Consider the following 26,588-nt stretch of genomic DNA (forward strand, 5'->3'; position numbering starts at 1 on the left):
GGACGCGCGGCGGCGGGCCCCATTGACGTTCCCTTACTTATGAGTAAGTTGACCCGGCAGTAAGAACCTTCGCCACAGCCGCGACCGGGAGCCGTCATGGGCGTACGCAGGGATCTGAAGCGAGCACGGCGGCGCGCCGACCTGGCGGCACGCGGGTCGGTGGAGATCGTCAGAGATCCCGGGGGCGACGTGCGCGAGGTGCGGGCCGCGCCCCTCGCGGCCCCGCTCGCCACCGGCTCCATGGCCGACCTCCCGTTCGGCCACGCGGCCACGACGCCCGACGCGGTGCTGCTGCGCCGCCGCGCCGAGGGGGCCTGGCGTCCGGTGACCGCGGCCGCCTTCGCCGCCGAGGTCACCGCCGTCGCCAAGGGCCTGATCGCCGCCGGCCTGGAACCGGGCGGCCGGGTCGCGGTGATGTCCCGCACCCGCTACGAGTGGACGGTGCTGGACTTCGCGGTCTGGGCGGCCGGCGGCCAGTCCGTGCCCGTCTACCCGACGTCCTCCGCCGCGCAGGTGGAGTGGATCGTGCGGGACTCCGGCGCCCGGTACGTGGTCACCGAGACCGCCGAGAACACCGCCACCGTCCTCGCCGGCACCGCGAGCCACGCCCGCCGGCCGCGCGTGTGGCAACTGACCCCGCCGGGGGACGCCGGGACGTCCGCCGCGCCGGGCGACACCCTCGACGACCTCACCGCCCTCGGCCGTGACATCGGCGACGACGAGGTCGCCAAGCGGCGCGCCGCCCTCACCCCCGACACCGTCGCCACCCTCTGCTACACCTCCGGCACCACCGGCCGCCCCAAGGGCTGCGTCCTCACCCACGCCAACCTGCACGCCGAGGCCGCCAACACCGTCGAGCTGCTGCACCCGGTCTTCCAGGCGGTCACCGGACAGACCGCCTCCACCCTGCTCTTCCTGCCGCTCGCCCACATCCTCGGCCGCACCCTGCAACTCGCCTGCCTGATGGCCCGCATCGAGACCGGCCACTTCCCGAGCGTCAGGCCCGACGAACTCAGGCCCGCGCTCAGGGAGTTCCGGCCCACCTTTCTGGTCGGGGTGCCGTACCTCTTCGAGAAGATCCACGACACCGGGCGCGCCACCGCCGAGAAGATCGGCCGCGGCGCCTCCTTCGACCGCGCCGAACGGATCGCCGTGCGCTTCGCCGAGGCGTACCTGCGGAAGTTCCTCGGCACCGGCAAGGGCCCCGGCCCCGGCCTGTACGCCGCCTGGGCCCTGTACGACCTGCTGGTCTACCGGCGCATCCGCAAGGAACTGGGCGGCCGCATGCGCTACGCCATCAGCGGCGGCTCCCCGCTGGACCGCGACCTCAACCTCTTCTTCAACGCGGCCGGGATCGTCGTCTACGAGGGCTACGGCCTCACCGAGACCACCGCGGCCGCCACCATCGTGCCCCCGCTCTCCCCTCGCCCCGGCACGGTCGGCCTGCCCGTCCCGGGCGTGGCTGTGCGCATCGCCGACGACGGCGAGGTGCTGATCAGCGGCGGCGTGGTCTTCGGCGCGTACTGGAACGACCCGGCGGCCACGGACGCCGTCCTGTCCGGGGGGTGGTTCGCCACCGGCGACCTCGGCCGCCTCGACGCGGACGGCTACCTCACCATCACCGGCCGCAAGAAGGACATCCTGGTCACCTCCGGCGGCAAGAACGTCTCCCCGTCGATCCTGGAGGACCGGCTGCGCAGCCGCTCACCGGTCGGCCAGTGCCTGGTCGTCGGGGACAACCGGCCGTTCGTCGCCGCGCTGATCACCCTCGACCCGGAGGCGGTCGCGCACTGGCTGACGGTGCGCAAGCTCCCGCCGGACACCCCGCTCGCCGAACTCGTCCACGACGAAAGGCTGCGCCGCGAGGTGCAGAAGGCGGTGGACCACGCCAACGAGGCCGTCTCGCGCGCCGAGTCGATCCGCGCCTTCGTCCTGATCGAGGGGGAGTTCACCGAGGAGAACGGGATGCTGACCCCGTCGCTCAAGGTGAAGCGGCACGCGGTGACCGCCGCCTACGCCGAACGCATCGAGGCGCTGTACCGCGGGTGAGCACACGAAACGGCGGCGGGCGACCGGGGTCACCGGTGGCCGCCGCCGTTTCGTGTGCGCTCAGCCGTGAGCCACCCCGTCGGTGTCGGCCGAGCTGTCAATTCTGTGGGGGCGTTCGAGTGAATTGACGGGTGGTATGCGTTCCGTAGTTTCTTCCGCTGTCTATTCCTCGTTTTACAACTGCCGGTCATGGTGCGAGCCGTTGAAGATGCGCTCGCTCGGCTGAAGCCGCTCGCTGGGTCTCGGTCGTCAAAAGGGCATGACCGCAGAGAAGGGAATGTTTCATGAAGAAGAGCGCTGCTGTCCTCACCGGTGCGATCCTGGCTCTGGGCGGGGCGGTTCCCGCCTTCGCGGACTCCGGCGCGGAGGGCGCCGCCGCCAACTCGCCCGGCGTCATCTCGGGCAACGTCGTGCAGGTGCCGGTGCACGTTCCGGTCAACGTCTGCGGCAACACCGTGAACGTCATCGGGGCGCTGAACCCGGCGCTCGGCAACAAGTGCGAGAACGACTGAGAGCGGTAACCCGACGCTCCAGCCCACCGGCTGTGTCGTGGCCGGCCCCGGACCTCTTTCTCGTTCCGGGGCCGGCCTTCCCATTTCTACGAGCAGGAAGACGACGACATTGCGACAGACCCTCAGCAAGGGCATTCTCGTGGCGGCCGCCGCGACGGGCATGCTGTCCTTGTACGGCGGCCTGGCACTCGCCGACTCGGACGCGCACGGCGCCGCACGGCAATCGTCCGGGATGGTGTCAGGCAACACCGTCCAGACCCCGGCGGACGCCCCGGCGGACGCCTGCGGTGACTCGGCGAACGGCACCGCCGCGCTGAACCCCGCTTCCGGCGGCTCCTGCGCCGGCGGCCACGAGTCCGGCTCGGACGGCGACAAGGGCCAGGGCGCCGCGAACGCGGACCCGCAGGACGAGCCCGACTACAGCGACGACGTGACCCCGGCCTCCTCGCAGAGCAAGGGAAACGATTCGCCTCAGTCCTCGTACGGTGAGGAGGACAAGGCCGAGGGCCCCTCGAAGGAGGAGGAGCACCCGACCGGGTCCTCGTACGGGAAGGAGGAGCCCACCCAGGCGCCCTCGTACGGCGACGAGGAGCACTCCTCCGAGTCCTCGTACGGCGAGGAGAAGCCCGGCCATGAGCCCTCGTACGGCGACGAGGAGCACTCGACCGCGCCCTCGTACGGAAAGGAGGAGCACTCGGCTCCGCCCTCCTACGGGGACGAGGACCACTCGCAGAAGCCCTCCTACGGCGACGACGAGCCCACGCCCAAGCCGTCCTACGGGGACGAGGACCACTCGCAGAAGCCCTCCTACGGGGACGACGAGCCCAGCCCCAAGCCTTCGTACGGGGACGACGAGCCCACGCCGAAGCCCTCCTACGGCGACGAGGACCACTCGCAGAAGCCTTCGTACGGCGACGAGGACCACTCGCAGAAGCCCTCCTACGGCGATGACGACTCCCCGTCCTACGGCGGCGGGCACCATCACCACCACCATCACGGGGGCAGACCCCACATGCCGCACACCGGCGGCAACGCCCAGGCCATGATCGCGACCTCGGCGGCGAGCGCCGCGCTGATCGTGGCCGGAACCGTGCTCTACCGCCGGGGCCGCCGCACCGCGTCCCGCCGCTGAGGTGCCGGGTGCCGGCGCCCCGGGCCCGGCACCCCGCCTGTTCGGCCGTACGGGGGGCGCGGCCACCTGTAAGCCGTAACCGCGTTGGCGGAGCCGGTGTTCGTATGACTGGGTGTCAGTAACAGGAACCGCCGGGCGAGCAGGCGGGCGTGCGGGAGAGGGAGGATCCCGGCATGGCTCCACAGCGGCGAAGGGCCCGGTACCGGCTGACGCTCATCGCGGCCGGGACCACCGTCGCGGCGGTCCTGGCCGCGGGGCCGGTCCAGCACCCGGCGACCCCCGCACCGGCGCCACCGGCGCCCACGGCCTCCCCGTCCACGACCTCTCCACCCGCGGCCTCCGCGCCCGCGAAGCCCCCGGCCTCCGCCTCGCCCCAGGCCACGAAGGGGACCGCCGGGCTCGCTCCGTTCGGCGCCTTCCTCGACTCGGGGCCGCTCGGGGTGACCCGTATGGCGGGGCTGCGCCACTGGCTGGGCGGCACCGAGGTGAAGGTCGGCCACACCTACCTCCCCGGCGGCACCTGGAGAGACATCGAGGGCCCGCCCGGCTTCCTGGACGCGTGGGCGGCGTGGCGGCTGGCGAAGCCGGACCGCACGCTCGTGCTCAACGTGCCGATGCAGGAGCACAACGAGGAGAACGTCTCCGACGACCAGGTGCGCCAGCTGCTCCGGCAGGGGGCGGCCGGAGAGTTCGACCAGCACTTCCGCACGCTGGCCGAGCGGCTGGTGGAGCAGAGGGTGCCCGACACCGTGGTGGTCCTCGGCTGGGAGATGAACGGCATCACCTACACCCACCGCTGCGGACCGGACCCGGCGGCCTGGAAGACGTACTGGAAGCGCATCGTCAGGACCATGCGGTCGGTGCCGGGCCAGCGGTTCCGCTTCGACTTCACCCCGAGCCGCGGCCGGGACGCCGTCCCCTGGACCGAGTGCTACCCCGGGGACGACACCGTCGACATCATCGGCATGGACGCCTACGACCAGCCGGCCGGGCTCTCGTTCGCCGAACAGGTGAAGGAGCCCTACGGACTGCGGCAGCACGTCGACTTCGCCAAGGCCCACAACAAGCCCGTCTCCTACCCGGAGTGGGGGCTCTTCCGCAACGGCGACGACACCGACTACATGCGGGGCATGCTGGCCTGGATCGAGGAACACAGGCCGGTGTACAACACCCTCACGGACTACTGCCCGCACGGCGTGTGGCAGTGCGCGCAGAACCCCCGCTCGTCGCAGGTCTACCGGTCCTTCCTGTACGGCCGCGGCGAGCAGCCGGCCGCGCCGGCGCCGACGGTGTCCACGCCGGCCCCGAGGCCCACGAAGTCCACCGCGCCCGCGCCGGCCGACGACTGCCCGGCCCCGGACCCGGCGGACTGGCTGCAGTACTGGCTCGGCCGGAAGTTCTGCCTCGACCTCGACCGGTGACGCGGCGGCCGGCGGACCCCGGAGTCAGCCCGACGGCTGCTCCCGCCACCGGCGCAGCACCCTGCCGCCCCGCTGCCGGGCGGCCGCGCCGAACAGCGTGGCCGACAGCAGCGGCGCGGTCCGCCGCCTGGCCATCAGCAGCCGCTGGTTGGCGACCGGTTCGGGCCGCCAGTGCATCTTGTACGGCTCGTTCCCGCGCAGCAGACTCAGCGTGCCGCCCCCGTCCGCGCCGCCGGTGCTCGCGGCCTGCTCGCTGCAGGCGTCCAGCAGCATCACGGCCACATCCGCCTTGCTCTCCCGCAGCCGCGGGTGCGCTCCGTACAGGTACCCGCCGGCCAGGCTGCGGGAGCACAGCGTCAGGTCGACGGCGACCACGTCGTCGCCGATCCGGAACTCGGTGACGACCGCGTTCCCGGAGCGGACCAGCTCCGGCACCGCGCGCACCAGGTGCTCACGGAACCGGGGCAGCATGTGCTCCGCCGTCACCTTGCGCTCCTGCCACTGCAGCCGGTGCAGCTCCAGCATCCGGCGCAGCGCGGCGGCCGCCTCGTCGGGCCCGGCCACGTGCCGCTCCACGCCCAGCGACGCGTGCCGGCGCTGTTGCGCGCGGACCCGCTGGGCCCGCTTCGTGGGCAGCCGGGCGGCCAGCTCGGCCAGCGGAACGGCGGGCAGTTCCAGGCACAGCGAGTCGCGGACCGTGCGGCGCGGCCCGCGCCAGCGGTCGTAGACCCGCTCCACCGCGCCACCGGGCCGTACCTCGCGGAAGTCGACCAGGGCGGTACGGGCCGCGTCCCACAGGGCGTCGGCGAGGGCGTCCGCCGCGCGCCCGTCGTCGGCGTCGTCCAGCAGCACGTCCCCGTAGTCGGAGATCGCCCCGCCCAGCGGCACCAGCGCGGGCAGCGGACGGTGCACCAGCATCAGCGGCGCCGCCCCGACCAGTTCGTCACCGCGGCGCACCACCAGCACCCGGAGCCGGCCCGGTGCGCCGTACGACCGCCACCACGAGTGCAGCCAGGCGTGGTGCTGGAACGGGGTCGCGGCGGCGCACCGCTCGTACAGCCGCCCCCAGGCCGGGGCCAGCGCGGCGAAGGCGGCCGCGTCGGTGACGAGGTCGGTGGTGTGGGCCCGGACCGCCGGGCAGAGGGCCGTCACAGCTGGCCGTGGGCGTCGGAGGCGACGGCCGGACCGGGCACCGACGCCGGGCGGAGCTCGGCCCCGGCCTCGTCCTCGGGCCTGCGCCGCGGCCGCACCAGCAGCACCAGGGCGCCGAGCAGCCCGCCCGCGCTGGTCCCGACCAGGCCCGTGACCACGGGCGAGGCCGAGGTGGGCGCGGTCGGCCGCGGGGCCCGGGAGAACTGCACCAGCTCGACATGGGTGTCGGCCTTGGTGGCGTTGGCGTGCTGGGCGAGGGAGCGGGCCACCGCGTTGGCCATGTCGGCGGCCTTGGCCGGGCGGCCCGAGGTGGCGGAGACGGACACCATCGGGGCGTCCGGCGAGGTGGCCGTGCGCACACTCGCGCGCAGGGTGTTCACCGGCACCCCGGCCCACACCTGCGCGTCGCCGAGCACCGCGAGGTCGGTGGCGACCCGGCCGTAGGCCTGGGCGAAGCCGACCGCGGCGGCGGAGTCGGAACTCTCGGTGGGTACGGCGATGACGTAGCTGGTGGCCGTGTACACCGGCGGCTTCAGCACGCCGTACGCGCCGCCCAGCAGCCCGCCCGTGAGGACGCCGGCCGCCACCAGCGACCAGGGCGGAAGCGCGCGCAGGCGCCTGAAGCGGGCCGGGCGGGAGTGCCGGGTGGGATTCTCGGTCATGGCGAGCTGACTTCCTCGGGGAATCGGGACCTGGGGAACGTGCCGGCGAGCGCCGCCGTGTAGACGTCCATCAGCCGGGCGGCGCTGCGGGTGATGCAGTAGTGGCGGGGCGCTTCGGGGGCGGTGCGGGGGCCGGGCCCGGCGGCGCGCACCCCGGCGAGCGCGCGGGCGTAGGCGTCGGCGCCGCCCGTGACGCGCAGCGCGTCCGGGGCGGCCTCGGGGGGCAGGTCCTCGACGGCCGGGCAGGAGGCGTAGCGCACCGGCAGCCCGGCCGCCAGCGCCTCGACGACGGCCAGCCCGAAGGCCTCCTCCGGGGACGGCGCGGCGAGCACGTCCATCGCCGAGGTCAGCGCGGGCAGTTCGGGACCGGGCGAGCCGTCCGGGGCGTAGGGCCGCTCACCGGTGAACAGCACCCGGCCGGCGACGCCGGCCCGCTCGGCGGCCCGGCGCAGGGCGGCCTCCTCCGGGCCGCCGCCGACCAGCAGCAGCCTGCAGTCGTCCGGGAGCAGGGCGAGGGCCCGGATCAGGACGTCGAAGCGCTTGCCGGGGGCCAGCCGGCCGATGCCGCCGACGACGAACGCGTCGTCCGGCAGCCCGAGCCGGGCGCGGGTGAGCTGCCGCCGCTCCGGGTCGAAGCGGAAGCCGTCGAGGTCGACCCCGTTGGGCACCACCGCGATGCGCGGCCGGGGCACGCCCCACCGGGTGAGCCGGTCGGCGACCGTGGGGGAGACCGCGACGGTGGTCCGGCCCAGCCGCTCGCCGGCCAGGTACAGCGCGCGCACCCCCGCCGTGAGCGGCCGGCCCTCCATCTGCGAGTCGCCGAGGGAGTGCTCGGTGGCGACGACCGCGCGCACCCCGGCGATCCGGGCGGCGATCCGGCCGTACAGGCAGGCCCGGTAGAGGTGGGTGTGCACCAGATCGTAGCGGCCGCGCCGGATGACGCGGGCCAGTCGGGGCAGCGCCGCCACGTCCCGGTTGCCGCTCATGCCGAGGTGCGTCACCCGCACCCCGTCGGCGGCCAGCCCGTCGGCCACCGGCCCGGGGTTGGTCAGCGTCACCACGTCGCACCGCGCGGGCAGGTGCCGCAGCAGCAGCCGCAACTGCTGCTCGGCGCCGCCCACCCCGAGCCCGGTGATGACGTGCAGCGCCCTCACCGCGGCCCCTCCACCGGGCGGCGGCGCAGCCGGTGCAGCCGGTACTTCAGCGACAGGCGCACACCGGTGTCGTGCTGCCCGACGTACACCCGGGGCAGGGCGTACGGGCCGGTCAGCGCGCCGGGGTCGATGGCGCAGGCGTACTCGTACCCGGCCTCCCGCACGGCCTCGGCCGCGCGGGCGTCGACCGCGCCGTACGGATAGCAGAAGCCGGTGACCGGAGCACCGGTCAGCCCTTCGAGCAGGACCCGGCTCTCGACCGTCTCGGCCTTGAGCGTGAGGTCGTCGGCCCGGGTCAGGTCGACGTGGGTCAGGCCGTGCGAGCCGATCTCCACGCCGGCCCGGGCCGCGCGCCGGACCCCGTCGGCGGTCAGCAGCGGCTTGCGCGGGCCCATCGGGTCCCAGGCGTTGTCGCCGCCGAGCCGGCCGGGCAGCGCGAACAGGGTGGCCGTGCAGTCCCAGCGGGTCAGCACGTCGACCGCGCCGGTGAGGAAGTCGGCGTAGCCGTCGTCGAAGGTGAGCCCGACGAGGCCGCGCCCCTCGCCGCGGGCGCGGGCGGCGAGCAGTTCGCGCACCGACACCCCCCGCAGGCCCCGGTCGCGGAGCCAGCGGAGCTGCCGCTCCAGCCGGTCGGGTGTGACGGTGATCCGGTACGGGTCGTCGGTGCGGTCGCCGACCGAGTGGTACATGGCGATCCACGGGACACGGCCAGGGCCCGCGGCGGCGGTGCGCCGGGGCGACTCAACGGAGGACGGCATGGGCGAGCCTTCCGGCGAGGGTGCGGACGAATCGGATGGCGAAGGTGCAGCCCTGGGCGCCCAGGGCGTGCCCGAGCAGGACGAACACGACGGTCACGGCGGTGCCGCCGGCCAGCAGGCCGACGAGCGGGGCGGTGGGCAGGCTCGCGGCGAACGCCCCGGCCGGGGCGGCCACCGCGGCGGCCCCCAGCGGCCGGCTCAGCTCGCGCAGCACGCCCCGGGCCCGCACGGGCACGGCGCGCGAGGCCAGCCCGGACAGCAGCAGGAGGGCGGTGACGGTGATCCCGGCGGCGTTGGCGGCGGCGATGCCGGTGACGCCCCAGGCGCCGATGGCGGCCGCGCCGATCCAGGAGGTCACGACGATGCCGGCGGCCATGGCGGCGAGCGGGTACCAGGTGGCGCGGCCCGCCGAGAAGTAGGAACGGACCAGCACGCCGGTCAGGGTCTGGCCGAGCAGGCCGAGCGCGTACACCCGCATGACGTCCGCGGTCGCCGCGGTGTCGGCGGCGGTGAACGCGCCGCCCTGGAAGAGGAACCCGATGAGCTGCGGGGCGCAGGCGAGGACGGCCGCGGCGCCGAGCAGCACCAGGCCCGCGGCCACCGCGAGATCGCGCTCCACCCTCGTACGGGCCCGCTCGGTGTCGCCGTCCGCGAGGGCCCGGGCCACCACCGGGAAGGTGACCGTGCACAGCATCATCGACAGCATCATCGGGATCTGCGCGACCTTCTGGGCGTAGTTCAGGTGCGAGATGGCCCCGGCGGGCAGCTGCGAGGCGAGGAACCGCTCGATGAGCACCTGCGACTGCCGGCAGAGCCCGAACAGCAGCACGGTGGCCATCAGCGTGACGTCCACGGGCCGGACGGCGGCGGCGTCCCCTGAGACGGCCCGTGTCACCTGGCGGTCGCGCAACCGGCGGACCAGGTCCGGCAGTTGCACCGCCACCATCAGGAAGCCGCCGGCCGCGACCCCGAACGCCGCCGAACGCACCCCCCAGTGCCCGCCGAGCGCGTACATCGCGGTGATGATGCCGGCGTTGTACACGACGTAGATCGCCGCCGGGGCCAGGTAGCGGCCGTGGGCCCGCAGCGCCGCGCTGCAGTACCCGGCGAGCCCGAAGCTCAGCACGCAGGTCGCGGTGAGCCGGGTGCAGTCGACGGCGAGCGCGGGGTCGGGCAGCCCGGGCGCGAGCACCCCCACCAGTTGCGGCGCGGCGGCGGCGAGCAGCGCGCCCACCGCCGCGAAGGCCAGCGACAGCCGGGGCAGGCTGCCGGCCACCAGCGACCGCACGGGATCGCCGGGGGCGCCCTGCGCGCGCCGGGCCAGGGCGGCGCTGAACGCCGGGATCAGCGCGAACGCCAGCCCCTCCTCGATGAGCAGCGTGGCCGCGAACTCCGGCACGGTCCAGGCGACCAGGAAGGCGTCGGTGTCCCGCCCGGCCCCGAACAACCGCGCCAGCGACTGGTCCCGCACCAGCCCGAGGAGAGAACCGGCGATCGAGAGCGAGGCGGTGACCAGGGCGGCACGCGCGAGGAACCGGGGGATGGGCGGGGCGTCCTCGCCGGTGCGGGGCGTGCCCCCCGTACCGGCGGCTGCTTCCGCCCGGGGCGTGGCCGCGCCCCCACCGGGTCTCGCGTCCTCGGCGGGCGTGACTTCCGCAAGGGGCGTGACGTCCGCGCCGGGCCTCGTGCCTGCACTGGGCGTGACCTCCGCACTAGGGGTGCCCCCCGCAGTTGGCGTGACGTCCGTGCCGGGCCTCGCGACCGGACCGGGCGTGATCTCCGCACTGGGCGTGACTTCCGCGCCGGGCCTCGCGCCTGCACTGGGCGTGGCGTCCGCAGTGGGCGTGACGTCCGCGCCACGCCTCGCGCCCGCACCGGGCGTGATCTCCGCACTGGGCGTGACTTCCGCGCCGGGCCTCGCGCCTGCACTGGGCGTGACCCCCGCAGTGGGTGTGAAGTCCGCGCCACGCCTTGCGCCCGCACCGGGCGTGACTTCCGCACTGGGTGTGACTCTCGCGCCTGCACTGGGCGTGATCCCCGCAGTGGGCGTGGCGTCCGCGCCAAGCCTCGCGCCCGCACGGGGCGTGACCTGCGCACCGGGCGTGGCGTCCGCAGTGGGCGTGGCGTCCGCGCCAAGCCTCGCGCCCGCACGGGGCGTGACCTGCGCACCGGGCGTGCCCTCCGCACCAGGCGCGGCGTCCGCGCCAAGCCTCGCGCCCGCACCGGACGTGACCCCCGCACCGGAAGTGGTCCCCGCACCCGGCGTGTCCTCCGCACCCTGGGTGCCGGCGGTCGTGTCGGGTGTCGCGTCGGCTTCTCCGGCCGTCCGAGCGGCCGGCAGGGACACTCCGCCCGCCGGCTCCGCGTCGGCGCGTTCGGCCGCCGCCGCGCGCCCGCCGGGTTCGGGGCTCGCCGCCGGTCCGGCCGGCGTTCGGGGGTCCCGTGGGTCGCGGGAGGGGATCGCCGTCACCGTACGGCCGCCTCTCCCGGGTCCGTGGTGGTGCCGGACAGCGCCCACCAGGCCGCAAGGCCGAGGCACACCGCGGTCAGCACGGTCGAGGGGCCGCCGATGTCGGCGTAGGCGAAGTCGACGAGTTGCCAGACCAGCAGCCCGCAGGCGACCAGCGCGCACTCCCGGCCCTCGCGTGAGCGCCGGGTCCGCCAGCGGTTCCGCAGCGCGCACACCAGCAGGGCCAGCCAGCCGCCGGCCAGGCCCAGCAGCCCGAGGAGGCCCTGCTCGCCGAGTACCAGCAGGTACATGTTGTGCGGGGACAGCAACGGCTGGCGGCGGAAGGCCGCCCCCGCGCCCGCGGTGTCGCTGCCCGAGGACAGCGCCAGCGAGGCGTGGCCGTCGCGGTACTCGGGGAAGCCCTTGAGGCCGACGCCGGTCAGCGGGTGTTCCCGCCACATGTCGGTGGCCGCCGCCCACATGGTGTACCGGTCGGTGACGGACTGGTCGGGCGCGTCGGCGACCTGGGTGATGCTGTCGAACCGCTCCTGCAGCATCGCCGTGCCCACCCCGAACCCGCCCACCAGGACGACGCCCGCGGCCACCGCGGCCGCCCCCACCCGCAGCGCCCGGCGCGGCCCGGCCAGCACGAGCTGGACCGTGACGGTCGCGACGGTGGCGATCCAGGCGCCCCGGCTGAAGGACAGGGCGAGCGGCGGCAGCAGGGCCAGGGCGCAGGCGGCGGCGGTCCACCGCTCGCGTCCCGTGGCGCGGCCGAGCGCCAGGCCCACCGCGCAGACCAGCCCGAAGGACACCACCGTCGCCATGCCCATCACGTCCGACGCGCCGAAGGTGCCCACCGCGCGGACGTCCTCGCCCTCGTACGACGCCCCCGTGCCGGTGACGTACTGCTGCACTCCGAGGGCCCCTTGCCACAGCGCGAGCGCCACCAGCGACCAGGCCAGCAGCCGGAAGTCGCGCCGGTCGCGGACCAGCAGGAGCACGGCGGCGGGCACGAGGACGAAGATCTGCAGGTAGCGGCCGAGGCCGGTGAGCCCGGCGCTCGGCGACACCGCGCCCATCGCGGCGAACGCGAGGCCGGCGACCGGCAGCCCCAGCACCACGGCGGCGGTGCGGGACAGCGGGCGCCGGCGCTCCCGCAGGAGCCGTACGGCGCAGTGCGCGACGACCACGGCGGACATGGCGTCCGCCGGGCCGGCGCCGCCCTCGCCGCCGGGCTGGCCCGGCAGCGCCAGCAGCGCGACCACGGCCACCACGGACAGCACCGGCGAGGGCCTGAACGGGCGGTGGAGCGGCAGGGCGAGGCTCATCGGTCAGCTCCCCGCCGACCGCACGAGCGCGACCGCGGTGCGCAGCATGATGCAGACGTCCTGCCACAGCGACCAGTTGTCGATGTAGGCGTTGTCGAAGCGGGCCCGGTCCTCGATGGAGGTGTCGCCGCGCAGGCCGTTGATCTGCGCGAGCCCGGTGATGCCGGTCCGCATCCGGTGGCGGGCCGCGTAACCGGGATGGGCCTGGCTGAACAGGGAGACGAAGTACGGCCGCTCGGGCCGCGGCCCGACCAGGCTCATGTCGCCCCGGAACACGTTCCACAACTGCGGCAGCTCGTCCAGCGAGGTCCGCCGCAGGAAGCGGCAGAAGCGGCTCATGTCGCGCTCGCCCGCCACGCTCCAGCGGGTGGCCGACTCGTGCTGGTCGACCGGGCGGTGGGTGCGGAACTTCAGCAGGGTGAAGGGACGCCCGTCCTTGCCGATGCGCTCCTGCCGGAACAGCACCCCGGGCCCGTCGGTGAGCCGGAGCACCACCGCGCACACCAGCAGCACGGGGGAGACCGGTACCAGCAGCGCCCCGGACACCAGCAGGTCCAGCAGCCGCTTGCCGAGGCTCCCGCGCCGCCCCGCACCCGGGTCCAGACGGCGCACGGCGAACCCGGCGAGCTGGTCGCGCGACTCGTGCGCCGGGCTCTCCGGGTCCACCTCCCACACCGTGCAGCCCGCTTCGAGCAGCGTCCGCAGCAGCGGCGCCCGCTCGATGCGCACGGCCGGCGCCACGGTGAGGACGACGCCCACGCCGTTCTGGATGAGGGCGCGCCCCACCTCCTCGTCCGTGGTGAGCACCGGCAGTCCGCCCCGGTCCTCGGGGTGTTCGGCGACCACGCCGACCGGCCGCACCCCGCAGCGCGGATGCCGCAGCAGCGCGGCGGCCACCCGCTGGGCGGTCGCGGCGGGGCCGACGACCAGCGCCGGGCGCGGGTGTCCGGCCAGGGCGGCACGGCGCCGCCAGTGCACGGCGCCGCGCCCCGCGCAGGCCACCGCCGCGTGCAGCGTCCAGCCGAGGAGCAGGCTGCGCGCGGACAGCGCCAGGTCCGGGTCGTAGGCGGCCCGCAGCGCGGCCAGGGCGAGCCAGGTGACCGCGATCCGGCCGCAGACGGCGGGCAGTTCGTCGAGCACGCCGAGCACCGGTCGCGCCGCGCGCGGACGCAGCAGTATGGCGCCCGCCACCAGCGCGGCGGCCAGTAACGGGCCGTGGACGGCGCCTTCAAGGGCGAGCGCGCCCGCGCACGCGGCGAGCACGTCGGCGGCGAGCAGGGGCAGCGGCGAGGCGGGCCGCGCGGGCGGCCTGCGCACCGGGAACCGGGACCCGCCGGCGGCGCGGGCCGGCAGCACCGACAGGGGTGAGAGTCCGTGGTCCCATGGCTGGCCGCCGGTGGAGGGGACGGTACTTTCCGCGGTCACGAGTGGATGGACTCCCTGCGCTCGAAGGACACGGGTGGCCGGGACCCGAGGAGGTCGCGGTAGAGGTCCGCGACCCGCTCGGCGGTGTGCCGCACGTCGTGCGTGGACAGGACGTGCCGGCGCCCCTGGTCCGCGAGGGCGGCACGCAGGGATGCGTCGGCGAGCAGCGCGGTGACGGCCCCGGCCAGCGCCGAGGGGTCCGCCGCCGGCACCAGACAGTGGGGCGCGAGGGCCGGTGGCAGGCTCTCCCGGGCGCCGTCGACATCGGTGAGCACGACGGGCCGTCCGCAGGCCAGCGCCTCCAGCGGGGCGAGGGCCATGCCCTCCCAGCGCGAGGGCAGGACCACCAGGTCGGCGGCCCGGTACCAGGGCACGGTGTCGGCGACGGCGCCCGCGAAACGGACCGAGGGGTGCGCCCGTGCGCGCAGCGCGTCCCGGTCGGGCCCGTCGCCTACCAGCACCAGCCGGGCGGCCGGCGCCGCGCTCCTGATCTGCTCCCAGGCGCGCAGCAGCACGTCCTGGCCCTTCTGCCGGCACAGCCGCCCGACGCAGACGACGAGCGGTGCGGACGGATCGAGGTCCGGCAGGAGCGCGGCGCGGGTGGGGGCGGCGGGCGCGGCCGTCGCCGGCGCGGGGGAGAAGCGGGCGGTGTCGATGCCGTTGGGGATGACGGCGTACGAGGCGTGCACGCCGGCGCGTACTCCGGTCGCGCGCTCTGCCTCGCTCACGCACACCACCCGGTCGGCCCACCGGGCGCCCCAGCGCTCCCAGCGCAGGGCGAGGCCGGCGGTCACTCCGCCGACCGCTTCGAACGACCATGCGTGCGGCTGGAAGACGGTCGGGACGCGGCCGCGCACCGCCAGCCGGGCGGCGAGCCCGGCCTTGGCGCTGTGCGCGTGCACCAGTTCGGGCCGTACCTCTTCGATCAGGCGTGCAAGCCGCCGTACCTCGCCGGCCAGCCCGGGACCCGGCGACCGCTCGGCCCGCCAGTGGCGGAGGGCGGCACCCGTCCCGCGCAGCTCCGAGCCCAGTTCGCCGCCGGGGCAGCCGACCGTGACCGCTGCGCCGGACGCCAGTTGGGCCCGCGCCAGGTCGAGCACGACACGGGCGACCCCGCCGTCGACGGGTTGCGCGAGATGCAGAACCCGCGGCCGAGGGTCGGGTGCCGGCTGATGCATTCTCGAGTTCCTCGCTCACGGGGGGCGATCGGGGCTGAGGGTGGGTACGCGTGTGATGCCGGCGCATCCACGGCCATGAGGTGTGCGCCGGTCCACGCCACGTCCCGATGAGCAACGAGCCGGGGGCCCGGCTGGTCACCACCGCGCCGCCGCGCCGGGCCGGTTTCGAACACACCTGCGTGGCGGTGAGCGGGGCACGCCGTGCCTCTCCCGCAACATCGCGGAGAGGGCAGCAACTGTATGGGGCATGCGGATTAATCGGAAGAAACCGGACAAGTGTGTCGGATTCGTGAAGGGGTACTTCGGCACACATCACCCCTTTGGCGGCGGAACCCCGGTGGCTGCCACGCGTTGACACAGCGCTGGGCATCCCGCCCGGATGTTTGTGTCGATCCCAAGGAGCACTTCTCCATGTCGCGTATCGCGAAGGGTCTGGTTCTGACCTCCGCCGCCGTCGCGGCCGTCGCCGGCGGTGTCGGCGTGGCCGCCGCCGACTCGGGTGCGGACGGCCTCGCCGCCAACTCCCCGGGCGTGCTGTCGGGCAACGTCATCGAGGCCCCGATCCACGTGCCGGTCAACGTCTGCGGCGACACCGTGGATGTCATCGGCCTGCTGAACCCCGCCTTCGGCAACGGCTGCGAAAACGACTGACGCCGAGACGCACCCCCTTCGCCGGCCGCCCGCCCGTGTGTCACGCACGGACGGGCGGCCGGTGCACGTTCCGTCCTCCCCCGGATGCCCCACCCGGGCTCCGAGCGGTTGCGGTACGCCACCCGCGGTTCAACGGTGGGCTGAGACCCAGCCCCACCGAAAGGAACCCACATGCGTGTGCTGCCCCCACGGCGTCTCGCGTCCGCCGCCCTCTGCGCCGCCCTCCTGGTCGGCGTCGCCGGCTCCGCCGCCGTCGCCACCGACCTGGCCCGGGAGCGCACCCCGGCGGGTTCGCACCCGGCCGTCCCCGGCGCCGAGCCGCTGCTCGCCCGGATCAAGGCGCTGAGCGATACCGGCTCCGTCCCCGCGCCCGTCAGGGAGCTCCTCGAACAGTCGCTCCAGAAGGGCCGGCTGACCCCCGGCGAGGCCCACCGGCTCGGCGAGGCGGCCAAACGCTCCGTCACCGAGGCGGCCGCCGCCCCCGCGACCGCCGCCACGCCCACCACGGCGGCGACGCCCGCGGCCCCCGCGAACACCCCGGCGCCCTCCATGGACCCGACGCTGTCCACGGCCGCGTCGCCCTCCATGTCGGCCGCGCCCACGGCGGCGCCCTCCACGGCGACCGGCCCCGCGGCTCCCGCCACGCCCGCCCTGCCCGCGGACGGCGCCATGAGCCAGACCCTCGGCCTGCCCGTACCCGCGCCGGCTCAGCCGGCCGCGAAGGACGCCGTCCGCACGGCGGCGCCCACCGCCCGGGACGCCGCCGGCGACGCGCTCGCCGCGCTGACCGGTGCGATCGACGCCCTGGTCAAGGCCGTCGTCTCCACCCTCGACGACGTCCTGCCGGCCGCCACCGGCGTGGTGAACGGCCTGCTGGGCCTGCTCAAGCCAGTCCTCCCCGGCACCGGGACCCCGACGCCGAGCACGGCGGCCCTGCCCGCCCTGCCCAGCCTGCCCGCCCTGCCCAGCCTGCCGGCGGTCCCGGCGCTGCCGACCGGGTGACGGCTTCCCCGCCTCCGCCCCGGCCGTCCTGCGCACCCGAGCGCACGACGGCCGAGGCCTTTCCCTTCCCCAGACCCGAAGGCATCTCATATGCCTTTCCCTCGCGGGGTTTCCGGTCCGGCGGCGACTCGTTAGGCACGGCGTCAGATCTCCCCGGGGTGACGTGAGTTGCCGAAGGAAGGAACACGATGAAGTCCCTCAAGGCCGCCGCCGTCGTTGCCGGTTCCCTGGCCCTCGCCGGCGCCGCAGCGCCCGCGTTCGCCCAGAACTCGGCCGACCTCAGGCCCACCAGCCTCAACGGCGCCGTGGACACGCTCGCCCACCACCCCCTCACCGTGCACGACGTGATGCCGCTCAAGCACCAGTCGGACGCGCTCAGCACCGAGAACAAGGACTCCGTCCTGCACTCGGTCAAGGACGCCACCACCACCGTGAACCAGCAGGCCCCGCTGCTCGGCGGCGTCCCCCTGCAGGGCTGACGCATCGGCGAGGCCTCGGGAGGGCCGGTCCCGCACCACGCGGGACCGGCCCTCCGCGCGACCGGCCTCCGAGCGACCGGCCTTTCGTGTGACCGGCCTCCGCGCGACCGGCCCCCCTCGCGTTCGACACCGCCTCCCCCGATCATGTGGAGCGGCATCCGGCACCGGGCCGAAGGGGTGAGAGGCCTGCTGGGCTACTCGCTCGGGGACGCCGAGGGCGGCCCGGAGGCGACGGCCGCCGCGGTCGAGCGGTTGCTGGTGAGCAACGGGCTGCCGGTCGGCGGCGATCCGGTCGACGGCGCCGGCCGGCCCGGCCTCCCCGTCACCCTGCTCGTCGAGGCGGGGCAGGCCGTCGTCACCATGCCCCAGCCGGTCGCGCAGGCCGACGCCCCGCCGGAGTGGCTCGCCGCCGTGGCCGCACGCGGCTACGCCTGCCTGGTCCTCACCACCCGTGCCTGGCCCGAGGGGGAGCCCGGCAGGGCGCTGGACCCGGCCGCGCCGGCCGCGTTCGCCGGCGCCGAGGAGACCCTCACGGCCGCGGCGCACGTCGTCCTGCCGGCCCGCCGCCTGCGCGGCTGACCACCGCAGGCCCCGGCCGGTCCGTTCAAGCCCCGCAGCCGAGACCTCGCCCGCCCGTCCGGGGCCTCCCCGGACGGAACAGCCGGGGCACACGCCCGGGTTCCGCACGCCGCGTACCGCCGGATGGCCCTCACCGGTGACTCGTCCCGGGTCCCGTCGGTTACCGATACGGACATCTGATCCCGAGCGAGGAGTGAGAGATGGTCGTCGGTGCCGGAGGCGTCGCGGTGGGGGCGAGTCAGCAGGTCGCGGCGGGCGGTCGCAGAGTCTCCCGCAGAGAGGCGGCCCGGGCGTTGCTGGCCACCGGGGCCGCCCTGGCGCTCGCCCCGGTCGTCGCCGCCTCCCGCCCCCTGCCGGCCGGACCCGGCCCCGGGCGCAGCTCCTTCGACGAGACGTACCGGGGCCGCCGCATCCAGGGCGCCCTGGTGCCGATCGCCGGGCGCCGCAGGGCCGACGGCGAATGGGAGGTGACCATCGACGGGCACCCCCTGCACCTCATGCGCCGGGCCGACGGCACCTGGCTCAGCATGGTCGACCACTACGCCTCGTACCCGACCGCGCTGGAGGCGACCCGGGCCGCGGTGGACGAGATCGGCCCTGGACAGCAACTGCGCGACCTCGCCCCCGGCCCGGTCGGCGGCGGGATGGCCGGGCACCACATGGGAGGCCGACATGGCGTACGTGCGTAAGGACGTCAGCACGCTCACCCGAACCGAGCGCCGCCGGTTCGTCAACGCGCTGCTGGAGCTGAAACGGCGCGGCGAGTACGACGAGTTCGTGCGCATGCACATCGACCACTACGCCGCCGACGGCGAGACCGGGCTGCGCTCCGCCCATATGGCCCCGTCCTTCCTGCCCTGGCACCGCCAGTTCCTGCTGGACCTGGAGCGCGCGCTGCGCCGGGTGGACTCCTCGGTGACCGTGCCGTACTGGGACTGGACCCGGAACCGCACGGCGACCTCCGTGCCGTGGACGTCCGACGTGCTCGGCGGCAACGGGCGGCGCTCCGACCGGCAGGTGATGACCGGCCCGTTCGCCTACACGGCGGGGCACTGGACCATCAGGGTGGGGATCACGGACGGCAAGTTCCTCACCCGCGACCTGGGCCGGGCCGCGAATCCGATCGCGCTGCCCACCAGGAGCCAGCTCCAGTGGGCCCTCGACGACCCCGTCTACGACGCCCGGCCCTGGGACTCGACGGCCGGCACGGGATTCCGCAACAAGCTGGAGGGCTGGGGACCCGGCAGCGGCAGCGCCTCCTGGCGCAACCACAACCGGGTGCACCGCTGGGTCGGCGGAGTGATGCTCGGCGGCGCGTCCGTCAACGACCCGGTGTTCTGGCTGCACCACGCCTTCCTCGACATGCAGTGGCACCGGTGGCAGCTCGCCCACCGCAACCACCGCTACCTGCCCGCGAGTCCGCCCCCCGCGGGGGACCGGCAGCACGGCCGGATCGTCGCCCGGCACCAGAAGCTGCCGCCCTGGAACGTCACGCCGGACCAGCTCGAGGACGTGAGCGGGATCTACCGGTACGCGTGAGCGGAGCACGGACACGGGAAGAGCCCCGGCGCTCGAGGCGCCGGGGCTCTTCGCGGTGCGTACGGCCGGATCAGTTGCCGTAGGCGCCGGGGCCGGGGTTGCCCGGGGTCGCCTTGTGGTCGCCGCCGTTCGCGCAGACGTTGCCGAACGCCGGGTTCAGCGCGCCGATGACGTCGACCGTGTTCCCGCACACGTTCACGGGGACGTGCACCGGAACCTGGACCGCGTTCCCGGACAGCACGCCGGCCGAATTGAGGGCTCCGCCCTCGGCGCCCGCGTCGGCCAGGGCGAGGCCGGCGCCGCCGATCACCACGGCACCCGTGCCGAGGGCGACAGCGGCCGCCTTCGCGATGCGAGACATCAGGTTCTCCTTTTTGCTCGGGGGGTACGGCGGCAGGACGAGCCGCCGCACTCCCCGTTCAACGGCCCGGGAGTGGGCTGGTCACGGCCGACCTGCCGGGGATCACCCGTTCAACGGGACGAGCGGACGGCGGAGCCGGGCGGGGCGTGGGGCGGGGCGCGCGGGACGCCGGGGCCGCAGTGCACCAGGGGGCCGACGGGTGCCCGGCGCCCGCCCGGCGCGCGTACGTCGGCACGCGGTAATTGGGAGGCGTCCGGCGGGGCGGTCCGCCTAGCCTCCGGTCATGACCACGCACTCTGACACCGCCGCCGAGGCATGTTCCGGCCCGGGCGACGACGGCACCGGAACGGGCGAGCGGGCCCGGCAGCTGATCGGGCTGCTGGCCGAGGAGCGCCGGCTGCGCGCCCTCGCCGCCGTGGCCCTGGGCGCGGACATCCCCGAACGGGTCGCCGAGGCGGCCGGGCTGTCCGCGAAGGACACGGCGCTGGCGCTGCTCCGGCTGCGCGAACAGGGCGCGGTGACGGACGGTCCGGCGGGCGCGCTCGCCGTCTCCTACGGCCTGTTCCGTGAACTGGCCCGGCGGGAGCGGCCCGCACCCCGGGCCGGGACCGGGCCGGACGCCGCCGTCCTGGACACCTTCGTCCGGCACGGGCGGCTGGTACGGCTGCCCGCACAGTGGACCCGGAAGAAGCTGGTGCTGCGGCACATCGCCGAGCAGACCTTCGAGCCGGGCGTGGCATACCCGGAGCGGGTCGTGAACGAGCGTCTGCGGGCCTGGTGCGAGGACGCCGACGGCATCGACCATGTGACGCTCCGGCGCTACCTGGTGGACCTCCACCATCTGCACCGGAGCGAGGGAATCTACCGCCGCCCGGAAGTCCCCCCAGCCGGCTGAAGGCCCGCTGAGCCGGCCGGTCGGACACCGGCAGCCGCGGCCGAAGGCCCCGCGGTCGAAGGCCGAACGCCGGCAGCCGCAGCCGCCGTACCCGCGAGCGTCAGGGCAGCCGGCGTACCGGCGAACCCGCCAGGTACGCCTGGATGTCCTCCACCGCCTGGCCGTAGTACGTCGCGTAGTTGGCCTGTGAGACATAGCCGAGGTGAGGTGTGGCGAGCAGGCGGGGCGCGGTGCGCATCGGGTGGGACGCGGGCAGCGGCTCGAGGTCGAAGACGTCGACGCCGGCCCCGGCGATCCGCCCCTCGCGCAGCGCGGCCAGCAGGGCGTCCTGGTCCACGATCGCCGCACGGGAGGTGTTGACCAGGTAGGCGGTCGGCTTCATGAGGGCGAGCTCGGCGGCGCCGACCAGTCCGCGGGTGCGTTCGCCGAGGGCGAGGTGGACGGAGACGAAGTCGCTGTTCGCCAGCAGGTCCTCCTTGCCGGCGGCCAGTTCCACGCCGGCCTCCTCGGCCCGCTCCTCCGTCAGGTTCCGGCTCCAGGCGCTCACCCGCATGCCGAAGGCGAGCCCGACCCGCGCCACCCGGCTGCCGATCTTCCCGAGTCCGAGCAGACCGAGCCGGCGCCCGTGCAGATCGGCGCCGACGGTGGACTGCCAGGGCCCGCCCGAGCGCAGCGCGCCGTTCTCCTCGACGATCCTGCGGGCCAGGCCCAGCAGCAGCGCCCAGGTCAGCTCCACAGGGGGCGTAGACGAACTCGCCGTACCGCACACGGTGACGCCGTGCGTCTCGGCGGCGGCGTAGTCGATGACGCTGTTGCGCATCCCGGAGGCGACGAGCAGCCTCAGCCGGGGCAGGCGGGCGATCAGCGAACCGGGGAAGGGGACGCGCTCGCGCAGGGTGACGACGATGTCGTAGCCGGCGAGGGCCGCGGCCAGGGCGTCCTCGCCCTCCAGGTGCTCGCGCAGCGCGACGACCTCCACCCGGTCCCCGAGCACCGACCAGTCGGCGGAGGTGGTGGCCACCCCCTGGTAGTCGTCCAGCACCGCGCAGCGAAGTCGCACGTGATCTCTCCCTTCCCCACGGCGACCCTACCTGCCGGTCGGAAGGCCCGAACTCATTCGAATACCCAGGCAAACGGAACCTGAACTGCTTCTTTCGTTCTGGTGTACAACTCTTCACCCCCTTCCGAGGTCGAACCGACGAACAACGGCGTTTGCCCCCAACGTGCACGCCTGCCCGGAAGAGGAAACCTTGACCATGACGATCCGTCGGTTGTGCGGTGCCCTGCGCGTGCGCGGGGTGACCGAGCTGCTTCTCGTGCTCCTGCTCGGCGCAGGCTTCGCCGCGCTGCCCGTCTTCGCGCTGCTGCCCGACTGGCGGGGCTTCGCCGTGGCGTCGACGGTGACGTACGTCGTGGACGAGGTGCTGCACTCCCGGGCTCCCGGTTTCGTGCGCAGGCTCGCGGCGCTGCAGCTCACCAGGCCGCTGCGGTTCGCGGTGCGCACGGTGATGCTGCTCGCGCTGGCCACCCGGATGGACGCGCCGGAGGCGGTCCTGGTGGCGGCGCTCGCCGTCTTCAGCGCCCACTTCGCGATGATGATGCTGTACACGGCGGTGCACCACGCCGTCCGCAGGCGCCGGGTGATGCCGCTGGTCGTGCGCAATCTGGACCTGAGCGGGCTGCCCATACCCAAGCAGCCGCCCGCTCTCCTCTACCGGCGCTTCCTGCGCAAGCTCCTCCACCTCGACCTGCCGGCCCACGCCGGACTCCTCGTCGCGCTGGCGGTCGGCTCCTGGCAGCCGGCGTACGGGGCCTTCGCCGTCACCGTCGGCGTGACCGTGGCGGCCGTCGTCGCGCTGCTGGACCAGTACCGCAGGGTCCTGCGCATGCCCGCGCAGGACGAGGTGTTCGCCGAGGTCAACCGGCAGCTCGCCGGGTACCGCCCGGAGGTCGCGCTCTACTTCAGCTTCGCGTCCGTCTCCCGTGACTTCATGTACCAGGTGAACATGTGGATCGAGACGCTGGAGCAGCTCGACATGCGCCCGGTGATCATCCTCCGGGAACGGGCCTCGTTCCGTTACCTCAGCCGCACCTGGATCCCGGTGGTCTGCGTCCCCAAGGCCGACGACCTGGCCGAACTCGAGCTGTCCGGGGTGCGCGTCGTGCTCTACCCGGGCAACGCGGGCAAGAACGTGCACATGCTGCGGGTGGCCGAGGCCAAGCACGTCTTCATCGGCCACGGCGACAGCGACAAGCTCGCCAGCAGCAACCGGGTCAGCAAGGTGTACGACGAGATCTGGGTGGCCGGCCGGGCCGGCCGCGACCGCTACCAGCGGGTGCGGCACGCCATCAGCGACAGCGCCATCGTGGAGGTGGGCCGTCCCCAGCTCTCGCCGATCCGGCTGCACGCCGACCACACGCCCGGCCCGCTGCCCGTCGTCCTGTACGCGCCCACGTGGGAGGGCTGGAGCGACGACGACTGCCACACCTCGCTCATCCCGATGGGCGTACGCCTGATCGAGAAGCTCCTCGCTGAGAACGTCCGGGTCGTCTACAAGCCGCACCCGCTCACCGGCAAGCGCTCGGCCGAGGCGGCCGCGGCCGACAAGGCGATCCGCGAACTGCTGCGCACCGACAACGAGCGGCGCGGCGCCGCCGAGGCGGAGGCCGCGGCGGCCGCCGCCAAGCCCCGGCTGAAGGAGATCCAGGCCCGCCTCGACGAGCTGTCCGGCCGGCTCGGCGGAGACGACGCCGAGCAGATGCGCGAGGCACGGGTGCCGGACCGCGCGGCGGCGGCCGAATGGCAGGAGCTGCGCGCCGAGTGGCACCGGATCTTCTGGGAGGCCCAGGGCCCGGTCCGCCACAACGTGATCCTCAAGCAGCTCCCCACCCTCTACGAGTGCTTCAACCAGGCGGACATGCTCATCAGCGACGTCTCCTCGGTCGTCGCCGACTTCGTCGCCAGCCTCAAGCCGTACGTCCTGACCAACGCCCACGACCTGCCCGACCACGAGTTCCGGGCGGCCTACACCACGGCCGGCGGCGCCTACCTCCTCGACAGCGAGTGCGCCCGCCTCACGGAGATCCTCGACTCCGTCCGTGCCCCGCACACCGACCCCATGGCCCTGGACCGCCGCACCCTCAAGGAGTACGTCCTGGGCCCGGACCACCCGACCTCCATGGAGCGCTTCAACGCCGCCGCGAACGCCCTGGCCGCGAAGGCGGCGGCGGAGCGCGCCGAGGAGGCGACGCCGGAACTGGCGGCCTGAGCGGAAGACCCGGCGGACGGGGCGCTGATGTACTCGGGTGGACCTGAGTACCAGCGCCCTGTTCGCGTACCGGGGCGGGCCGCGACGCTTGACCCATGAGCAGAGAACCGCGGAAGCCCGCCCTCCAGCTGTTGTCGGTCCTCGTCCTGGCCTGCGTGTCGATGGCGTTGTGGGCGGCCTGGCTGGGCTGGGACCAGCACCGGGACGTCCACCCCGACGGCTCGACGACCGGCCCGTACGAGGCGTGGCAGGTCATCGGGCTCGTGCTGACCCTCCTGGTACCGGTGTGCTGGGCGGCGTTCCGTGACCACGTCGCCGCCGCGGTGCTCGGCACCTCGGCAGGCCTGACCGCCGCCGCGTACTACGACTGGTCGGACGACTCCAGCGGCCTCTTCGTGGTCGGCGTGGGCATGGTCATGCTGGGCAGCCTCGCCGCGACCACGGTCGTGTCCGCCGTGATCACGACGGCGACGCGGGGCGAACGACGGGGTGCCGGAGTCTGAAGCTCGGGGGAGCCGCGGCGGACTCGAGGGAGCCGGGCGGCGGACCTGGGCGGTGGACACGGTCAGGGGGCCCCACGTGGTGGCCCCCACGTCGTGGCCCGACGTCGTGGCCCCGCGCGGCTGCGTCCCGCCCGTCAGAGAGCGGCGAGCAGACCGTCGAGCGGCGCCGGAACGCGATCGGCGTCGAGAGCCTCCACCAGCACCCGTCCGTAGTGGATCTTCCGCCCCTTCTTCGTGCCGAAGAAGCGCCGCAACCGCTGCTGCGCGGTGCGGTCCTGCTGCGCGGGCTGGCGCAGGAAGGTCTGCAGTGCCCGCTCGTCGCCCTCCGCCCGGACGAGCTCCGCCACCCTTGTCACGCCCAGCGCGCGGATCAGCTCGTCCTCCAGATCCGCCGCGCAGACGAAGAACCCCTGCCACGCGGCACCGGCCCGCTCCAACCCGCGGACGTAGTGACCACGTTCCGCCTCGTCGCAGAGCCCCGTGAGCCGCAGCCCGAGACCGGGCGGTCCGAGGACCCGGGCGAAGTGCCCGACGCTCATGGCGCCGCCCATCGACACCACGCAGACGCCTTCGGCCGCCAAGTCCCGCCCCCGGCGCGCCGCGAGAGCGTCGACGGCAGCGACGTCGCTCGGCCCTTCGAGCAGCACGGCCACCCGCACGGACACCTGCCCGGCCAGCTCCCGCGCGCGCTCACCGTCCCCACCGGCCGCCCACACACCGACCGCATCCCGCAACGCCCCCATGTCAGCCACGCCCCGAGTCTCCGCCTCTCCGCGCCCGCGCCGCCACGCGATTTCCCGCGTCGGCCGCCTGAAGCACCGAGGGCAGCCGGTAACGTCTCTCCGACTCCGCCACCGACCCGCGCTGCCTCACAACGTCCCCGGAGCACAGCCGGGCCGCCGAGCAGAGGTCGGGGGCAGTCCGCGGCCCGGGGATGTCGAGAACGTGCCACCGGCTCCGTCCCAGGGACATCAGCGGCCGGCACCGGCCGCACCAGGAAGCAGGACAGGAGAGGCCGGCATGGCGATTCAGCGGATGGACAACGTAGGCATCGTCGTCGAGGACCTGGACGCCGCCATCGCGTTCTTCGTGGAACTCGGTATGGAGCTGGAGGGCAGGGCGGAGATCGAGGGCCCCTTCGCCGACCAGTGCACCGGGCTCGAAGGCGTCCGCTGTGACATCGCGATGGTCCGTACCCCGGACGGACACAGCAGGCTGGAGCTGGCGAAGTACCGCAGCCCCGCGGCCATCAGCGCCGGTCCGCGCGACCGGCCGCACAACATCCTGGGCACGCACCGCGTCATGTTCGCCGTCGACGACATCGAGGACACCGTCGCCCGCCTGCGCCCCCACGGCGCGGAACTCCTGGGCCGGATCGCCCGGTTCGAGGACAGCTATCTGCTCTGCTACGTCCGCGGCCCGGAGGGCGTCATCGTCGGACTGGCCGAGCAACTGCGCTGAGAAGGAGTCGCCGGTCACGCGGTCGGACACTCACTCGCCCATGGCGGAACCGTGCGTCGTGTGTCCGGTGTCGTGTCATGTCGTGAACACAGTGCAGCCGGAATCCGACTCCTGTCTCCCCTGGGCGGGCTCCGCGCTGTTCGGAGCCGCCATGGGGGGCGCCGCCTGGTCACTGACGGTCTGGGCCCGCGCCTACTGCGACGCGGGCTACGACCCCGGCGGGCGCTTCGAGCTCAACCTCCTGCTCCCTCTGCTGGTGGGAGGCGAAGCACTGGTCGGACTCCTGGCACGGGCCCTCGGCAAGCGCCTGGTGTCCAGCGTGCCGAGGGCAGTCCGTGCCGCACTGCCGACACTGCTGGTGGTCGCCGCGACGGTCGGACTCGCCTGGTGGTTCTTCGCGAGCCGAGGAACACTGGACGGCTACCCCGGCGACTCCGGCCTCTGCCCCGCAAGCAACGTCCCGCCCCGGTGGCCCGACTGGATCCCCGTTTGATCAGCCGCGAGCCCGAGCGCGCCTGACCGACTGGCCACCCGAGCCTCCGTGACCCGTGCACACCGACGCCCTTCCGGCGGCAGTACTCCCACGACCCGCCGCGTTCCTCATCCGGCACACGTAGGGGACGGCG

At 74.5% G+C, this 26,588-nt stretch carries 26 protein-coding genes; 15 read left to right on the forward strand and 11 right to left on the reverse strand.

What is annotated here, in order from left to right:
- Positions 1 to 96: 96 nt before the first annotated feature.
- The 4 genes from ACZ7JA_RS05690 (at position 97) to ACZ7JA_RS05705 (ending at position 5,114) form a co-directional block, all read left to right on the forward strand.
- Positions 97 to 2,049 (forward strand): AMP-dependent synthetase/ligase, encoded by a 1,953-nt coding sequence (locus ACZ7JA_RS05690; protein ID WP_470807326.1) that lies wholly within the window; start codon positions 97 to 99, stop codon positions 2,047 to 2,049.
- 284 nt (positions 2,050 to 2,333) lie between these two features.
- Positions 2,334 to 2,561, forward strand: coding sequence for a chaplin (locus tag ACZ7JA_RS05695; RefSeq protein WP_351659011.1), 228 nt, complete (start codon positions 2,334 to 2,336; stop codon positions 2,559 to 2,561).
- A gap of 109 nt (positions 2,562 to 2,670) precedes the next feature.
- A complete protein-coding gene (locus ACZ7JA_RS05700) occupies positions 2,671 to 3,693 on the forward strand; it encodes a chaplin (protein WP_470807328.1) in 1,023 nt (340 codons plus the stop codon).
- A 173-nt stretch (positions 3,694 to 3,866) separates the two neighbouring features.
- Positions 3,867 to 5,114, forward strand: a complete 1,248-nt coding sequence (locus tag ACZ7JA_RS05705; protein WP_470807330.1) for a glycoside hydrolase family 26 protein — start codon at positions 3,867 to 3,869, stop codon at positions 5,112 to 5,114.
- A gap of 24 nt (positions 5,115 to 5,138) precedes the next feature.
- Here ACZ7JA_RS05705 and ACZ7JA_RS05710 read toward each other — a convergent pair whose 3' ends face one another.
- From ACZ7JA_RS05710 to ACZ7JA_RS05745, 8 genes are all read right to left on the reverse strand, one after another.
- Positions 5,139 to 6,266, reverse strand: a complete 1,128-nt coding sequence (locus tag ACZ7JA_RS05710; protein WP_470807332.1) for a GNAT family N-acetyltransferase — start codon at positions 6,264 to 6,266, stop codon at positions 5,139 to 5,141.
- The gene (locus ACZ7JA_RS05715; protein ID WP_389446616.1) at positions 6,263 to 6,928 is read right to left on the reverse strand and encodes a YveK family protein; all 666 of its coding nucleotides are present in this window, start codon (positions 6,926 to 6,928) and stop codon (positions 6,263 to 6,265) included. The genes ACZ7JA_RS05710 and ACZ7JA_RS05715 overlap by 4 nt, the downstream gene beginning before the upstream one ends.
- Positions 6,925 to 8,082 (reverse strand): glycosyltransferase, encoded by a 1,158-nt coding sequence (locus ACZ7JA_RS05720; protein WP_470807333.1) that lies wholly within the window; start codon positions 8,080 to 8,082, stop codon positions 6,925 to 6,927. The genes ACZ7JA_RS05715 and ACZ7JA_RS05720 overlap by 4 nt, the downstream gene beginning before the upstream one ends.
- Positions 8,079 to 8,840, reverse strand: coding sequence for a polysaccharide deacetylase family protein (locus ACZ7JA_RS05725; protein WP_389299268.1), 762 nt, complete (start codon positions 8,838 to 8,840; stop codon positions 8,079 to 8,081). Before ACZ7JA_RS05725 ends, ACZ7JA_RS05720 begins: the two co-directional genes overlap by 4 nt.
- On the reverse strand, positions 8,824 to 10,617 hold the full coding sequence (gene murJ / locus ACZ7JA_RS05730; protein ID WP_470807709.1) for a murein biosynthesis integral membrane protein MurJ: 1,794 nt from the start codon (positions 10,615 to 10,617) through the stop codon (positions 8,824 to 8,826). The genes ACZ7JA_RS05725 and murJ overlap by 17 nt, the downstream gene beginning before the upstream one ends.
- 689 nt (positions 10,618 to 11,306) lie before the next feature.
- Positions 11,307 to 12,620, reverse strand: coding sequence for an O-antigen ligase family protein (locus ACZ7JA_RS05735; protein WP_470807335.1), 1,314 nt, complete (start codon positions 12,618 to 12,620; stop codon positions 11,307 to 11,309).
- Between the two features lie 3 nt (positions 12,621 to 12,623).
- Complete coding sequence (locus ACZ7JA_RS05740) at positions 12,624 to 14,045, reverse strand: sugar transferase (protein ID WP_470807336.1); 1,422 nt, start codon at positions 14,043 to 14,045, stop codon at positions 12,624 to 12,626.
- Positions 14,042 to 15,223, reverse strand: coding sequence for a glycosyltransferase (locus tag ACZ7JA_RS05745; protein WP_470807338.1), 1,182 nt, complete (start codon positions 15,221 to 15,223; stop codon positions 14,042 to 14,044). Before ACZ7JA_RS05745 ends, ACZ7JA_RS05740 begins: the two co-directional genes overlap by 4 nt.
- 411 nt (positions 15,224 to 15,634) lie before the next feature.
- Between ACZ7JA_RS05745 and ACZ7JA_RS05750 the strand changes: the two genes are divergently transcribed.
- The 6 genes from ACZ7JA_RS05750 (at position 15,635) to ACZ7JA_RS05775 (ending at position 19,473) form a co-directional block, all read left to right on the forward strand.
- Positions 15,635 to 15,874, forward strand: coding sequence for a chaplin (locus tag ACZ7JA_RS05750; RefSeq protein WP_351659041.1), 240 nt, complete (start codon positions 15,635 to 15,637; stop codon positions 15,872 to 15,874).
- Positions 15,875 to 16,045: 171 nt separating this feature from the next.
- On the forward strand, positions 16,046 to 16,876 hold the full coding sequence (locus tag ACZ7JA_RS05755; protein WP_470807340.1) for a hypothetical protein: 831 nt from the start codon (positions 16,046 to 16,048) through the stop codon (positions 16,874 to 16,876).
- Positions 16,877 to 17,064: 188 nt separating this feature from the next.
- Positions 17,065 to 17,355 (forward strand): hypothetical protein, encoded by a 291-nt coding sequence (locus ACZ7JA_RS05760; protein ID WP_351659046.1) that lies wholly within the window; start codon positions 17,065 to 17,067, stop codon positions 17,353 to 17,355.
- Between the two features lie 144 nt (positions 17,356 to 17,499).
- Positions 17,500 to 17,934, forward strand: coding sequence for a DUF5949 family protein (locus ACZ7JA_RS05765; RefSeq protein WP_470807341.1), 435 nt, complete (start codon positions 17,500 to 17,502; stop codon positions 17,932 to 17,934).
- A gap of 200 nt (positions 17,935 to 18,134) precedes the next feature.
- Positions 18,135 to 18,623 (forward strand): tyrosinase family oxidase copper chaperone, encoded by a 489-nt coding sequence (locus tag ACZ7JA_RS05770; RefSeq protein WP_351659051.1) that lies wholly within the window; start codon positions 18,135 to 18,137, stop codon positions 18,621 to 18,623.
- On the forward strand, positions 18,607 to 19,473 hold the full coding sequence (locus ACZ7JA_RS05775; RefSeq protein ID WP_403678864.1) for a tyrosinase family protein: 867 nt from the start codon (positions 18,607 to 18,609) through the stop codon (positions 19,471 to 19,473). Before ACZ7JA_RS05770 ends, ACZ7JA_RS05775 begins: the two co-directional genes overlap by 17 nt.
- A gap of 70 nt (positions 19,474 to 19,543) precedes the next feature.
- Here ACZ7JA_RS05775 and ACZ7JA_RS05780 read toward each other — a convergent pair whose 3' ends face one another.
- Complete coding sequence (locus tag ACZ7JA_RS05780; protein WP_351659057.1) at positions 19,544 to 19,834, reverse strand: chaplin; 291 nt, start codon at positions 19,832 to 19,834, stop codon at positions 19,544 to 19,546.
- 283 nt (positions 19,835 to 20,117) lie between these two features.
- Between ACZ7JA_RS05780 and ACZ7JA_RS05785 the strand changes: the two genes are divergently transcribed.
- Positions 20,118 to 20,729 carry a DUF2087 domain-containing protein gene (locus ACZ7JA_RS05785; protein WP_470807342.1) on the forward strand — a complete coding sequence of 204 codons (612 nt, stop codon included), beginning with the start codon at positions 20,118 to 20,120 and terminating at the stop codon, positions 20,727 to 20,729.
- Positions 20,730 to 20,829: 100 nt separating this feature from the next.
- Here ACZ7JA_RS05785 and ACZ7JA_RS05790 read toward each other — a convergent pair whose 3' ends face one another.
- Positions 20,830 to 21,789, reverse strand: a complete 960-nt coding sequence (locus tag ACZ7JA_RS05790) for a D-2-hydroxyacid dehydrogenase family protein (RefSeq protein WP_470807344.1) — start codon at positions 21,787 to 21,789, stop codon at positions 20,830 to 20,832.
- Positions 21,790 to 21,985: 196 nt separating this feature from the next.
- Here ACZ7JA_RS05790 and ACZ7JA_RS05795 point away from each other — a divergent pair, with 196 nt between their 5' ends.
- Positions 21,986 to 23,998, forward strand: coding sequence for a hypothetical protein (locus tag ACZ7JA_RS05795; protein WP_389299294.1), 2,013 nt, complete (start codon positions 21,986 to 21,988; stop codon positions 23,996 to 23,998).
- Positions 23,999 to 24,093: 95 nt separating this feature from the next.
- The gene (locus tag ACZ7JA_RS05800) at positions 24,094 to 24,501 is read left to right on the forward strand and encodes a hypothetical protein (RefSeq protein WP_389446638.1); all 408 of its coding nucleotides are present in this window, start codon (positions 24,094 to 24,096) and stop codon (positions 24,499 to 24,501) included.
- Between the two features lie 134 nt (positions 24,502 to 24,635).
- Here ACZ7JA_RS05800 and ACZ7JA_RS05805 read toward each other — a convergent pair whose 3' ends face one another.
- Positions 24,636 to 25,253 (reverse strand): TOPRIM nucleotidyl transferase/hydrolase domain-containing protein, encoded by a 618-nt coding sequence (locus tag ACZ7JA_RS05805; RefSeq protein ID WP_351659072.1) that lies wholly within the window; start codon positions 25,251 to 25,253, stop codon positions 24,636 to 24,638.
- Positions 25,254 to 25,521: 268 nt separating this feature from the next.
- On the opposite strand from ACZ7JA_RS05805, the gene ACZ7JA_RS05810 reads away from it, so the two are divergent.
- Together ACZ7JA_RS05810 and ACZ7JA_RS05815 are read left to right on the forward strand one after the other, a co-directional pair.
- Complete coding sequence (locus ACZ7JA_RS05810) at positions 25,522 to 25,962, forward strand: VOC family protein (RefSeq protein ID WP_351659074.1); 441 nt, start codon at positions 25,522 to 25,524, stop codon at positions 25,960 to 25,962.
- A gap of 82 nt (positions 25,963 to 26,044) precedes the next feature.
- Positions 26,045 to 26,455 (forward strand): hypothetical protein, encoded by a 411-nt coding sequence (locus ACZ7JA_RS05815; RefSeq protein WP_470807345.1) that lies wholly within the window; start codon positions 26,045 to 26,047, stop codon positions 26,453 to 26,455.
- Positions 26,456 to 26,588: the final 133 nt, after the last annotated feature.

It is taken from the genome of Streptomyces sp. NPDC038135, from assembly GCF_055601245.1.